We start from the raw sequence: 12,101 nt of genomic DNA, 5'->3' as shown, positions 1-12,101 counted from the left end.
AAAGATATTGCAGTGCAAATATATCCAATCTAATTCACTAATTTCAATTTAATCGTTACTTTTGTACCAACAAATTTTATAGATGTCGTAAATATTAGATATGGCTCAAGGCTCTCGTCAAATACAAACTCAGGCACAGCAGCAGGTTCAAACCTTGTCACCGCAGCAAATACTGGTAGTAAAATTACTGGAATTACCCGCGTTAGAACTCGAAGACCGTATACATGCCGAACTATTGGAGAACCCGGCATTGGAGGAAGGCAAAGAGGAAAGTGCAGATACCATAGAATCAACAGAACTGGAAGAAACAACCGGCGATACCGATTACGATGCACTGAATGATTATCTGACAGAAGATGATATACCCGATTATAAACTACAAGATAACAATCGGTCTAAAGATGAAAAAACGGAAGAGATTCCTTTTTCCGATAGTACCTCTTTCTACGAAATATTAAAGAATCAGTTAGGCGAGCAAGACCTCACCGACCATCAACGTGAGTTAACCGAGTACCTGATTGGCTCTCTTGATGATGATGGACTTTTACGTAAATCGCTCGAAAGCATCAGCGACGAACTGGCTATTTATGCTGGCATATCGGCTACCGAAGAAGAACTGGAAAGTGCTCTTAAAACAATACAAGAGTTCGACCCACCCGGATTGGGTGCGCGTAGTTTGCAGGAGTGTTTATTAATTCAGCTAAACAGAAAAGAAGATACCCCGCTAAAGCAGATAGGAATAGATGTTCTTGAAAAATGTTACGAGGAGTTTACCCGGAAACATTGGGACAAAATAAAGCAGAAGCTGGGTTTGACCGATGAAGTATTTGAAGAAGTTTTAGCCGAAATAACAAAACTGAATCCACGTCCCGGAAGTTCACTGGGTGAAGCCATTGGCAAAAACATGCAGCAGATTATTCCGGACTTTATTGTAGAAACATTAGACGATACAATTACCATCAGTCTTAATAACAAAAATGTTCCTGAACTCCGCATGAATCGTGATTTTACAACCATGTTGGAAGAACATACCCGCAATAAAAGCAATCAGAGTAAAGAGTCGCGAGATGCAATGATGTTTCTGAAACAGAAAATGGATGCAGCTCAAGGTTTTATTGATGCAGTTAAACAACGCCAAAATACATTGATGACCACCATGGAAGCCATTGTGGATATTCAACGCCCCTTTTTCCTTGAGGGAGACGAATCGTTGCTCCGCCCTATGATACTAAAAGATGTGGCCGAGCGTAATGGTTTGGATATATCTACAATTTCTCGCGTGAGCAACAGTAAATATGTACAAACTAACTATGGCGTATATTCGCTGAAGTTCTTTTTTAGCGATGGATATGTAACCGAGGATGGTGAAGAGATGTCTGTACGCGAAATTAAGAACATTCTCAAGGAATGTATTGAAGGAGAAGATAAGAAAAAACCATATACCGATGATGAACTGGCCGAGATGCTTAAAGTAAAAGGCTATCCTATAGCCCGGCGCACAGTAGCCAAATATCGTCAGCAATTAAATATACCAGTAGCCCGGTTAAGAAAATGATGAGCGAAAATAAATCAATAACAGAACGGATACTAACAGTTAGTTCGAAAGTAATATCTGTTGTATCTGTACCTTTCTTTATTCCAGTCATTGCATTTATTGCATTGTTCTTGTTTACGTACTTAAGAATAATGCCAATTGGGTATAAATTGGTTGTACTGGGTATGGTTGTTAGCTTTACTATACTACTGCCGATTTTACTGATTTTCTTATTCCTGAAAATAAGTGGTGCACCTACTAGCAACTTAGGTCGCAGAGGCAGGCGTTATGTGCCTTATTTATTAACAATTATCTCCTTTATTTTCTGTTCATTGATGATGCGCCGTTTAAATATACCCTGGTATATGAATGGTATTATATTATCTTCCATCTTAATTATGATTGTATTCCTCATTGCAAACCTGAGATGGAAAATCAGTGCACATGCCGGTGGCATGGGAGCCATTATTGGTGGCCTGGTTACTTTGGCAAATGTATTTGGTTACAATCCGGTTTGGTTACTTTGTATATTTATTATACTTGCCGGTTTAGTTGGCACATCTCAAATGATACTAGGCAAGCACTCCTTAAACGAGGTGTTAGCCGGCTTTACAATCGGGCTGATTTGTACCATTGTTGTTTTATACCCAACAACAAGTAACATATTCTTCAGATATTTATTCTAACCAAAAAATAGTATTAACTCTCTAAATTTAATTATCATGAACATCCCAGAAGGACTTAAGTACACAAGCGAACATGAATGGGTACGCATTGACGGTGACATTGCTTATGTAGGTATAACAGATTATGCACAAGAGCAATTGGGCGATATTGTATTTGTGGATATACCCAGCGTTGGCGAAACATTAAACGCAGGCGAAGTTTTTGGAACCATTGAGGTTGTTAAAACTGTATCCGATTTATTTCTTCCTATTGCCGGCGAAGTACTGGAACAGAACGAAGAACTTGAGTCGAACCCCGAATTAGTAAACAATGATCCTTATGGAAAAGGATGGTTAATAAAACTCAAACCAAATGATGTAGCCGATCTGGGCGATCTTTTAGATGCGGATGGCTATAAAGCAATATTATAATAGTTGAGAGTTGAAAGTTGAGAGTTGAAAGTTACCTCCGTATAATTAAGGTGAATCATCTGACTCTCAACTCTCAACTCTCAACTCTCAACTCAATAATTATGTCTCCAATTGTAAGTATTATTATGGGCAGCACCTCCGATCTTCCTGTTATGGAAAAGGCTGCACAACTTCTGAATGAACTTGAAGTTCCTTTCGAAATGAATGCCCTATCGGCACACCGTACCCCCGAAGAAGTTGAACACTTCTCGAAGAATGCGCATTCGCGTGGAATTAAAGTAATTATTGCCGCAGCTGGTATGGCTGCTCATTTGCCCGGTGTTATTGCGGCCTCTACTCCATTACCAGTTATTGGTGTACCCATCAAAGCATCGCTCGAAGGAATGGATGCGTTATTAGCCATTGTTCAAATGCCTCCGGGAATTCCTGTAGCAACAGTAGGTATAAATGGTGCCCTGAATGCTGCTATTCTTGCAGTACAAATGCTCTCTCTGGAAAACAAAGAATTAGAAGCCAAATTCATTGCTTATAAACAAAATCTTAAAAAGAAGATCGTTAGTGCTAATGAAGATCTAAAGAAAGTTGAATATACGTTTAAAACAAATTGATGGATTTATTTAATTACTCTCGTCGCGAAACATCTGTGGTGCAAATAGGTGGTGTTCCAATGGGCGGAAATCACCCTATTCGGATCCAGTCTATGACCAATACTTCAACAATGGATACAGAAGCGTCTGTAGAACAAGCTAAACGCATTGTGGATGCCGGAGGTGAGTATGTTCGTCTTACAACACAGGGCATAAAAGAGGCCGAAAACCTAAAGGATATAAACATCAATTTACGTAGAGATGGTTATATGGTTCCCTTGGTTGCCGATGTACATTTTAACCCTAAAGTAGCCGATGTTGCAGCACAATATGCCGAAAAGGTACGCATTAATCCGGGAAATTATGTAGACCCTGCCCGTACTTTTAAAAAGCTGGAGTACACAGATGAGGAATATAGCTTAGAATTGTTGAAAATCAGAGAACGCTTTATTCCTTTTCTTGCTATCTGCAAAGAAAACTACACCGCTATACGGATAGGCGTAAATCATGGTTCTTTATCCGACCGTATTATGTCGCGCTATGGCGACACACCCGAAGGTATGGTAGAATCGTGTATGGAGTTTTTGCGTATATGTGTTGAGCAGCACTTCATGAATGTAGTTATTTCCATAAAAGCATCTAATACGGTTGTAATGGTGCGCACTGTCCGCTTGTTGGCAGCAGCAATGGATAAGGAAAATATGAATTTCCCGCTCCACCTGGGCGTAACAGAAGCTGGTGATGGCGAGGATGGACGAATAAAGTCTGCTCTAGGCATCGGTGCTTTACTTGCCGATGGTTTGGGCGATACAATCCGCGTATCATTGAGCGAAGAGCCCGAAGCTGAGATTCCGGTTGCCCGAAAGCTGGTAAATTACATCAAACAACGACAAAACCATCTTTATATCCCAGGTATTCAGGCCGATAACTTTAATTATCTTTCACCAGAAAGAAGACGAACAAAGGCTGTTGGCAATATTGGTGGTGATAATCTTCCGGTTGTGATATCAGCACGAATGGGAGAAGAGAAAGAAATACATCCGCAATTCAAACCCGATTATATTTATACCGGCATACATATACCACACACCGAAAGGCAAGAAGGAATTCAGTATGTTTTTGATGGTGACGAGTGGAAAGGTGAACCCAATACCTGGCCGGCATTTAATTTGGAGCATTTAGAATTGATAGAAAGTTCGCAGGCAACCATAAAATTCCTGTTTACCCCCTACCCTCTTTTATCCGAAAAAATCACAAGCATTCTCCGCAATCACCCGGAAATAGTGGTTATATCACAAACCATCCTTCCCAATCGTGTGGGAGAGCATCGTGCTTTGGTTCATAACCTGATGACTGAAGGACTAGAAAACCCCATAGTGTTTTTCCAACATTACTCTGAGAATGAGGCTGAGAATTTGCAGATAAAATCGGCTGCCGATATGGGGGCACTGATTATGGACGGCTTTTACGATGGTATTTTCCTGCTTAATCAAGGCAACATACAACCAGAAATCGTTGATTCTGTTGCATTTGGCATATTACAGGCAGGACGTATACGAACCAGTAAAACCGAATATATATCTTGTCCCGGATGCGGTCGTACACTTTTTAACTTACAAAGCACTATAGCCCGTGTTAAGGCAGCAACTTCGCATCTTAAAGGTTTGAAGATTGGTATAATGGGATGTATTGTAAATGGTCCCGGCGAAATGGCCGATGCCGATTACGGATATGTAGGTGCCGGCAGAGGAAAAGTCAGCCTTTACAAAGGAAAAGAGTGTATTGAAAAGAATATACCAGAGGAAGAAGCTGTTGATAAGTTGATAGCTTTGATTAAAGCTAATGGCGATTATTTTCCGGCAAATCAATAATAACTACAGATTTCACCACAGAGTTCACAGAGGTATGCGGCATCGTATTTAAAACTCTGTGAATTCTGTGGCGAATCAGCTAATAAGAGGATGTATTATACATAATCATCGCCAAACATTATCTGGGCATCGTTTACGTATTTTCGGATTGTTTGTTCCTCATCTTTTTTACATATAAGCAGTACGTTTTCCGATTCGGCTACAAGATAGCCATCAAGCCCCTCTATTACAGCAAGTTTACCTTTAGGCAAAGCCACAATATTGTTTTTGCTGTTATAAATGATTGATTCTCCTTTAAGCACAACATTATTATTTTCGTCTTTGGGAGATAAATCATAGAGAGAACCCCAAGTACCTAAGTCGGACCAGCCAAAATCCCCCAGCGAAACATATACATTGTCGGCCTTTTCCATAACACCTATATCAATGGATACGTTAGGGCATGCAGGGAATCGTTCATTAATAAATTCTTTTTCGGCAGGTGTGCCATAAATATCGCTTCCGGCATTTAGTTTCTCACTAAGTTCGGGAAGTAATTTCTCTCCTGCCCGGATAATGCTTTGTACATTCCAGATAAAAAGACCCGAATTCCAATAGAATTCTCCACTTTCCATAAATACCTTAGCCAATTCCAGCTCTGGTTTTTCAGTGAATGTTTTTACCTTATAGAAGTTTTCTCCTGTTTGTTCTGCTATCTGGATATATCCGTATCCTGTTTCAGGACGGTTTGGCTTGATACCAAGCGTCAGTAGTCTGTCGTATTGAGCAACAAACTCAAGCCCATTACTTATTGCATTCAGAAATTCATCTTCTTTTAAGATTAAATGATCGGAAGGCGCTACTACAATATTAGCATTCGGGTTGAGTGCTCTTATGTGATATGATGCCCATGCTATACAAGGTGCGGTATTTCTTCTGGTTGGTTCTAACAATATTTGTTCAGGTTCAAGTTCGGGTAATTGGTATTTTACCAGGTCGGCATACATTTCGTTGGTTACTACCAGAATATTTTCTGTGGGTATTATTTTATTGAAGCGATCGAATGTTTGCTGCAACAGGGAGCGTCCGGTACCAAAAAAGTCAAGGAATTGTTTCGGAAGCGATTTTCGGCTGAACGGCCAAAACCGGCTTCCTATTCCCCCTCCCATAATAACACAGTAATTATCTTTATTCATCATATCAGTGATTGTTTTAAAGTTTTCGCTAAAATAGTACTAATTTAAAGAATAAGGAAACACCTTTCTATCTTATTATCTTTTTTTACTTTTTTTCGGTTAAAGTATTGTGGTTTTAAAAAAAACACATATCTTTGCACCGCAATTAAGCCCAGATGGCGGAATCGGTAGACGCGCTGGTCTCAAACACCAGTGGATTCACTTCCATCCCGGTTCGACCCCGGGTCTGGGTACAACAAAAAAGAGCGCTGATAATCAGTGCTCTTTTTTTGTTTATAACCCAACCTATTAAACAGCAATCAATGGAACAGAATGTTTGGCAAGAAATAGAAGCACTACACCAAAAGTTTCAAGAACTTGGAATCAGCGAAGCGGTGGATTACGAAAAGTACTACCTCTATTCTCTTATTACCCATTCCACAGCCATTGAAGGCTCTACACTGACAGAGATAGAAACCCAACTCTTGTTTGATGAAGGAGTGGTAGCTGGTGGCAAACCACTTGTTCACCACTTGATGAATGAGGACCTGAAGCAAGCGTATGACCTTGCTAAGGAAGAAGCTTCGCATTCTGTTTCGATCACTCCTGCATTCTTGCAAAAGCTGAATGCTACACTGATGCGTACTACCGGCAGTGCACACAGCGTAATGGGTGGTTCTTTCGATTCTTCTAAAGGCGAATACCGTTTATGTGGCGTTACAGCAGGCGTTGGCGGACATTCTTATATGAATTATCAAAAAGTACCTGCTAAGGTTACTGAACTATGCGGTCAACTGCAAGAGCGTATCAGCATAGCATCTATCATCCGGGATCAATATGAACTTAGCTTCAATGCCCATTTAAATCTAGTAACTATTCATCCGTGGGTAGATGGCAACGGAAGAACTGCCCGCTTGCTGATGAATTATATCCAATTCTGCTACCATCTTTTTCCAACCAAGATATTTAAGGAAGATAGGGATGAATATATCATTGCCTTGCGCCAGTCGCAGGATGAGGATAACAACCTCCCTTTCTTGTCGTTTATGGCTGGTCAATTAAAGAAATCTCTCGCATTGGAGATTGAACATTTCAATACTTCACAGAAGAGAGGATTTAGCTTTATGTTTTAAATCCGTCAAACTTTCTTTTTAACCAATTGAGTCCTTGTTTGTTGTCCAACAATGCGTTTACCTTTATAAATATTAGTGTGTTCGCATTCAATATCTAAATTGTCCCAACCCATCATTTCTAATATTTTCCGGGCTTTCTTTCTTACAATATTCCAATCATTATTGGTGTCTAATAATGAGTCGTCCCAGAAGTCGGGATTTTTATCCCCACTATACTGTTCAAAAAGATCATCAAGCAACATTAGTTCATTGAGAACATCTTCATTTAACAATTCATTATCTAAGTATTGTTTGTAGGAGTGTGTAAAATAAAAATCGAAGTCTAAAGCCATTTCATCTGCCGCAGCACCCATTCCAATGATGTATTTTTGCTTATCGGCATTACTAGCTATGGTAATAAGACTTTTTATTAACTCGCCAAATTTCCATAAGAGTAGATTTTCTTCTTTACGCAGGTCAGTTTGACTATAATTATATGTAGGTTCAAATTGCATAGCTGAATCATAAATAACTCAAGTTATGCAAATATAACAATTAACCAAATAAATTCACGATTCATAATTCATAATTCATAATTATTATCTATCTTTGCCGCCTCTAAGAACATTTTATATATTTAAAGATCTAAGAATTATGTATTTAGATGCAGCTAAGAAAAAAGAAATCTTTGAAAAGTACGGAAAGTCTAACTCTGATACTGGCTCACCTGAGGCGCAGATAGCTTTGTTTTCATACCGTATTTCTCACCTGACTGAGCACATGAAGCTCAACAGAAAAGATTATAGCACTGAAAGAGCTTTAACAATGTTGGTAGGTAAGCGTCGTGGATTGCTTAACTATCTTAAAAACAATGATATCGAAAGATATCGTGCAATTGTTAAGGAACTTGGCTTGAGAAAGTAAGAAATTGCTTCCTTAAAGAAAAAAATTAAGACGAAAGGCTGTCCAATTAGTTTTGGACAGCCTTTGTTGTATCTGACAGTCTACATTAATAGCAAGAACACATACTGATGAACTCAAAAAGTGGTTACCACTACAGGTGCCAGTGGTTACCATTGGTACTGCTGGTGGTTACCACTACAGATATCCGTGGTAACCAGTGAGGCGGTAGTGGTAACCAGTGTTGTTGTTTTTAAATCCTTCAACACTTACCTGAACGAAAAGCAAAAGTTTATTTGTATATTTGCGGTACATATTACAACATTATGATAGCCGAAATCACATTTAAGAATTTTTTCTCATTTAAGAAAGAAACCACATTACGTTTTGAGGCAGACAATGATTCAGCTTTAGAAGAATTTCATGTTGTAAAAATTGAACCTGATGTAAAACTTCTAAAGCTAGGGATTCTTTATGGAGCAAATGCTTCGGGTAAGAGTAATGTGTATCAAAAAGGAATGAGGCTGAGAACCTGCGTTTAAAGAAACTAAAGGAGAAATATCTCAACGATAATAGAGTACTTATATGCGATAGTTTGCAATGTATTGAGTATTGGTTTATTCTTCATTACGAAGACACTTGTCCAGCACACACAAATAGTAATGACACTGTTAAGCATTTGAAGAAACATATTTCTGATTATGACAAATCTGAGAAGTATCTTAAAAATTCATCTTGGGTGGAACGCTTAAATATGAGTGAAAACCTAGAAAAAGCTCTTGTTAGGGCTGAAAGATATAAAGAAGGGCAGTCGTATACAAAAGTGTATAAGGCTGTTTTGAGGTTGGAGTAAATGACCGAATTGTAAAATATGGAAACAAATAACTTGATATGAAATGAATAAAATACGATTAAGAAAATTTATTCCTGATTTTCTTTTAACATCATTAAAAGAGATTGAAACTAAAAGGGATTTTAATAAATGGGTGAAAGCAGGTAAGCCTATTCCACCAGTTCATGCTGCAAAAAGAATGATGATAAGGGAGTACCAGCAAAAAAACAATTCTAAAATACTGGTAGAGACGGGCACATATACAGGAGAAATGGTGTTTGTGCAAATGCCTTATTTTTCTGAGATTTATAGTATTGAGTTATCCAATTATTATTATAAAAAGGCAGTTAAACGATTTAAACGTTATTCGCAAATTCATTTATATCATGGTGATTCGGCCCTGATGTTGAAGGAAGTTGTTTCTAAATTAGATACTGCTGCAATTTTCTGGCTGGATGGACATTACTCAGGAGGCCTAACAGCTAAAGGGGAACTTGAATGTCCAATCTTTGCAGAAATAGATGCTGTTGTTTCTTCCCCACAAAAACATGTAATGTTAATAGATGATGCACACTGTTTTGTGGGTGAGAATGACTATCCTACTGTTGATGAACTTAAAACTTATTTTGACAACTCGCGACGAAATTACACTTTTAACGTAAGAAATAACATAATAATAATTGAATTATTAAATAACTAATGTCAGGTACATTAAAAGAAAAAACAGCTAAAGGCCTGTTTTGGGGAGGGATTAGTAATGGTGTGTTACAGTTGCTTAATCTGGTCTTTGGAGTTTTTCTGGCACGTATCTTGAATGCCAACGATTATGGCATGGTAGGTATGTTAGCTATTTTTTCACTGTTGAGCAGTACTATTCAAGAAAGCGGTTTAACGGCAGCTATAGCAAATAAAAAAGAAGTAAGTCACAATGATTATAATGCTGTTTTCTGGTTTAATATTATAATAGGTAGCCTTTTATATATTGTTCTTTTCCTTATTTCGCCGCTTATAGCCGTTTTTTATAAGATTCCGGAACTGACCTCTTTGGCTCGTTATAGTTTTCTTGGATTCTTAATATCAAGTTTTGGAGTTGTACAAAACTCTTATTTTTTTCGTAATTTGATGATAAAGCAGAAATCAATATCGTTAATGGTAAGTCTTGCCATTTCAGGGATTATTGGTATTGTGTTAGCATATAATGGATTCTCATATTGGGGCATTGCAACTCAAAATATTGTATATATAACTTGTGTCGTTTCTTGCTATTGGTATTTTTCGCCATGGCGGCCCACCTTTAAATTGGATTTTACTCCACTGAAACAAATGATTGGTTTCAGTAGTAAACTTCTGATAACAAATTTATTTATTCATCTAAACAATAATTTGTTCTCTATCTTATTGGGCAAATTTTACACAAAAGCAGATGTTGGTAATTATACACAAGCCAACAAATGGAATTATATGGGGTATTCTTTGGTGAGCGATACTCTACATAATGTATCGCAACCTGTTCTTGCTAAAATAAACGATGACGTATTACGACAGCAAAATGTGTTTCGTAAATTGTTACGGTTCACTTCATTTATAGCTTTCCCAGTTATGCTTGGAATATCATTTGTTTCCTATGAATTGATTGTTATAACCATTACAGAAAAATGGCTACCTGCTGTGGAAATACTTCAACTGCTTTGTATAAGTGGGGCATTTATTCCAATTATCCGTCTTTATTCTAATTTACTTATAAGCCGGGGAAAATCCAATGTATATATGTGGTGTAACATTACATTATGTCTTTCCTTACTGGTTTCAATGTTGATAACTCATTCATTCGGGATGCGGGCAATGTTTATAGGCTATGTTATCATAAATATTTGCTGGGTGCTTGTATGGCATTATTTTTTATGGAAGGAAATAAAAATATCTCTGTTGAATGCTTTAAAAGATATTCTCCCATTTTTGGTAATTACAATAACCTCTATTTTAATTTCATATTTCTTATTAAAAGAGATTAATAATTTGTATATACGTTTTGTTGGAAAAATACTTCTTACTGCAATTCTGTATGTTATTATTTTATGGATAACCCGTGCAAAAGTATTTAGGGAAAGTCTAACATTTTTAAAGCAAAGAACAATATGATAACTTTTGTACCTGTGGGCGGACTGGCAAATAGAATGAGAGCAGTACTTGCGGCTATTGCTTTAGCACAGGATACTCAGTCCAGGTTACACATTATTTGGTATCGCGATTGGGCATTAAAATGCCGCTTCGATCAGTTGTTTCAGCCTCTTAATCTACCAGGAGTTACATTAAAAGAAGCAACCATTGTTGATTTAATTTTACGCGACCGCCCACGTAGAAGAAACTTTCATCTACCAAAAATCTTTCAGACCCTAAAGTATGATGCCCGCATTTATGAAAAAGATTCAACTCGATTAAAACGAGAAGGATTTGACTTTAAACAATGGACAGTGGGTAAGAAGAACTGTTATATAGCCAGTTGGGTGCATTTTCATTCAACACCCAACACAGAATCATACAAATTATTCGTACCTCAACCCGAATTGTTGTTGCAAATAGAAGAAATAGCAGAAAAATTCACCCCTGCAACTATAGGTATACATATACGTCGTACAGACAATGCTATAAGCATCGACCAAAGCCCAACAGAACAATTTATTCAACGCATGAATGAGGAAATAGAAAAGAACCCTGAAACAACTTTCTATCTGGCCACTGATTCCCAAGAAGATAAATCCCTATTGCAGCAAATATTTGGTGAAAGAGTTATAACTTCTACCAAGAAAGTTGAACGCAATAATCCATTGGGCATACAACATGCGGTTGTTGAATTATATCTGCTTTCAAGAACAAGTCATATTTTGGGTTCTTTCCAAAGTTCATATTCTGAAGCAGCAGCCTATATTGGAAATATAAAATGTGAGATGATTCAAAAGCAGCAAAGGTAGTTGCATAAAAAATCATATCTTTGTTTATTACATTGTATAATATAT

At 37.6% G+C, this 12,101-nt stretch carries 14 protein-coding genes and 1 tRNA gene; 13 read left to right on the top strand and 2 right to left on the bottom strand.

Annotated features, from left to right (window positions below; genetic code table 11):
- Positions 1-100 precede the first annotated feature (100 nt).
- From rpoN to D0T85_RS18150, 5 genes are all read left to right on the top strand, one after another.
- A complete protein-coding gene (gene rpoN, locus D0T85_RS18170; protein ID WP_163214947.1) occupies positions 101-1,555 on the top strand; it encodes an RNA polymerase factor sigma-54 in 1,455 nt (484 codons plus the stop codon).
- Positions 1,555-2,220 (top strand): phosphatase PAP2 family protein, encoded by a 666-nt coding sequence (locus tag D0T85_RS18165; RefSeq protein WP_370460004.1) that lies wholly within the window; start codon positions 1,555-1,557, stop codon positions 2,218-2,220. The genes rpoN and D0T85_RS18165 overlap by 1 nt, the downstream gene beginning before the upstream one ends.
- A 36-nt stretch (positions 2,221-2,256) precedes the next feature.
- Entirely contained in the window at positions 2,257-2,631 is a 375-nt protein-coding gene (gcvH, locus tag D0T85_RS18160; protein WP_163214945.1) for a glycine cleavage system protein GcvH, read from the top strand.
- Between the two features lie 101 nt (positions 2,632-2,732).
- Positions 2,733-3,239, top strand: coding sequence for a 5-(carboxyamino)imidazole ribonucleotide mutase (gene purE, locus D0T85_RS18155; RefSeq protein ID WP_163214944.1), 507 nt, complete (start codon positions 2,733-2,735; stop codon positions 3,237-3,239).
- A complete protein-coding gene (locus tag D0T85_RS18150; protein WP_163214943.1) occupies positions 3,239-5,089 on the top strand; it encodes a 4-hydroxy-3-methylbut-2-en-1-yl diphosphate synthase in 1,851 nt (616 codons plus the stop codon). The genes purE and D0T85_RS18150 overlap by 1 nt, the downstream gene beginning before the upstream one ends.
- A gap of 95 nt (positions 5,090-5,184) precedes the next feature.
- Here the strand turns inward: D0T85_RS18150 and D0T85_RS18145 are convergent, their stop codons facing one another.
- The gene (locus D0T85_RS18145) at positions 5,185-6,267 is read right to left on the bottom strand and encodes a mannose-1-phosphate guanylyltransferase (RefSeq protein WP_163214942.1); all 1,083 of its coding nucleotides are present in this window, start codon (positions 6,265-6,267) and stop codon (positions 5,185-5,187) included.
- Positions 6,268-6,413: 146 nt separating this feature from the next.
- On the opposite strand from D0T85_RS18145, the gene D0T85_RS18140 reads away from it, so the two are divergent.
- Positions 6,414-6,497: transfer RNA gene (locus D0T85_RS18140), tRNA-Leu, on the top strand.
- A gap of 69 nt (positions 6,498-6,566) precedes the next feature.
- Positions 6,567-7,376: a Fic family protein gene (locus tag D0T85_RS18135; RefSeq protein WP_163214941.1), complete on the top strand. Its 810-nt coding sequence runs from the start codon at positions 6,567-6,569 to the stop codon at positions 7,374-7,376.
- A 5-nt stretch (positions 7,377-7,381) separates the two neighbouring features.
- On the opposite strand, the gene D0T85_RS18130 is transcribed toward D0T85_RS18135, so the two are convergent.
- A complete protein-coding gene (locus tag D0T85_RS18130) occupies positions 7,382-7,870 on the bottom strand; it encodes a hypothetical protein (RefSeq protein ID WP_163214940.1) in 489 nt (162 codons plus the stop codon).
- 139 nt (positions 7,871-8,009) lie between these two features.
- Between D0T85_RS18130 and rpsO the strand changes: the two genes are divergently transcribed.
- The 6 genes from rpsO (at position 8,010) to D0T85_RS18100 (ending at position 12,056) form a co-directional block, all read left to right on the top strand.
- Positions 8,010-8,279, top strand: a complete 270-nt coding sequence (gene rpsO / locus D0T85_RS18125) for a 30S ribosomal protein S15 (RefSeq protein WP_163214939.1) — start codon at positions 8,010-8,012, stop codon at positions 8,277-8,279.
- A 302-nt stretch (positions 8,280-8,581) separates the two neighbouring features.
- Entirely contained in the window at positions 8,582-8,797 is a 216-nt protein-coding gene (locus D0T85_RS18120; RefSeq protein WP_163214938.1) for a hypothetical protein, read from the top strand.
- Positions 8,788-9,108, top strand: coding sequence for an RloB domain-containing protein (locus D0T85_RS23245; RefSeq protein WP_163214967.1), 321 nt, complete (start codon positions 8,788-8,790; stop codon positions 9,106-9,108). The genes D0T85_RS18120 and D0T85_RS23245 overlap by 10 nt, the downstream gene beginning before the upstream one ends.
- A gap of 43 nt (positions 9,109-9,151) precedes the next feature.
- Positions 9,152-9,787, top strand: a complete 636-nt coding sequence (locus D0T85_RS18110; RefSeq protein WP_163214937.1) for a hypothetical protein — start codon at positions 9,152-9,154, stop codon at positions 9,785-9,787.
- Complete coding sequence (locus tag D0T85_RS18105) at positions 9,787-11,226, top strand: lipopolysaccharide biosynthesis protein (protein ID WP_163214936.1); 1,440 nt, start codon at positions 9,787-9,789, stop codon at positions 11,224-11,226. Before D0T85_RS18110 ends, D0T85_RS18105 begins: the two co-directional genes overlap by 1 nt.
- Positions 11,223-12,056, top strand: a complete 834-nt coding sequence (locus D0T85_RS18100; RefSeq protein WP_163214935.1) for a glycosyl transferase — start codon at positions 11,223-11,225, stop codon at positions 12,054-12,056. Before D0T85_RS18105 ends, D0T85_RS18100 begins: the two co-directional genes overlap by 4 nt.
- Positions 12,057-12,101 lie beyond the last annotated feature (45 nt).

Origin of the sequence: Bacteroides sp. 519 (assembly GCF_010500955.1) — a bacterium.
GTDB lineage: Bacteria > Bacteroidota > Bacteroidia > Bacteroidales > Bacteroidaceae > Bacteroides.
The sequence above is the reverse complement of the archived record's forward strand: the minus strand, read 5'-3'. Positions and strand labels throughout refer to the sequence as shown.

Coding starts and splice junctions, on each gene's coding strand:
- D0T85_RS18145 (WP_163214942.1), bottom strand. CDS start 6,267: ATGATGAATAAAGATAATTACTGTGTTATTATGGGAGGGGGAATAGGA.
- purE (WP_163214944.1), top strand. CDS start 2,733: ATGTCTCCAATTGTAAGTATTATTATGGGCAGCACCTCCGATCTTCCT.
- gcvH (WP_163214945.1), top strand. CDS start 2,257: ATGAACATCCCAGAAGGACTTAAGTACACAAGCGAACATGAATGGGTA.
- D0T85_RS18165 (WP_370460004.1), top strand. CDS start 1,555: ATGAGCGAAAATAAATCAATAACAGAACGGATACTAACAGTTAGTTCG.
- D0T85_RS18110 (WP_163214937.1), top strand. CDS start 9,152: ATGAATAAAATACGATTAAGAAAATTTATTCCTGATTTTCTTTTAACA.
- D0T85_RS18130 (WP_163214940.1), bottom strand. CDS start 7,870: ATGCAATTTGAACCTACATATAATTATAGTCAAACTGACCTGCGTAAA.
- D0T85_RS18105 (WP_163214936.1), top strand. CDS start 9,787: ATGTCAGGTACATTAAAAGAAAAAACAGCTAAAGGCCTGTTTTGGGGA.
- D0T85_RS18100 (WP_163214935.1), top strand. CDS start 11,223: ATGATAACTTTTGTACCTGTGGGCGGACTGGCAAATAGAATGAGAGCA.
- D0T85_RS18135 (WP_163214941.1), top strand. CDS start 6,567: ATGGAACAGAATGTTTGGCAAGAAATAGAAGCACTACACCAAAAGTTT.
- D0T85_RS18120 (WP_163214938.1), top strand. CDS start 8,582: ATGATAGCCGAAATCACATTTAAGAATTTTTTCTCATTTAAGAAAGAA.
- rpoN (WP_163214947.1), top strand. CDS start 101: ATGGCTCAAGGCTCTCGTCAAATACAAACTCAGGCACAGCAGCAGGTT.
- rpsO (WP_163214939.1), top strand. CDS start 8,010: ATGTATTTAGATGCAGCTAAGAAAAAAGAAATCTTTGAAAAGTACGGA.
- D0T85_RS18150 (WP_163214943.1), top strand. CDS start 3,239: ATGGATTTATTTAATTACTCTCGTCGCGAAACATCTGTGGTGCAAATA.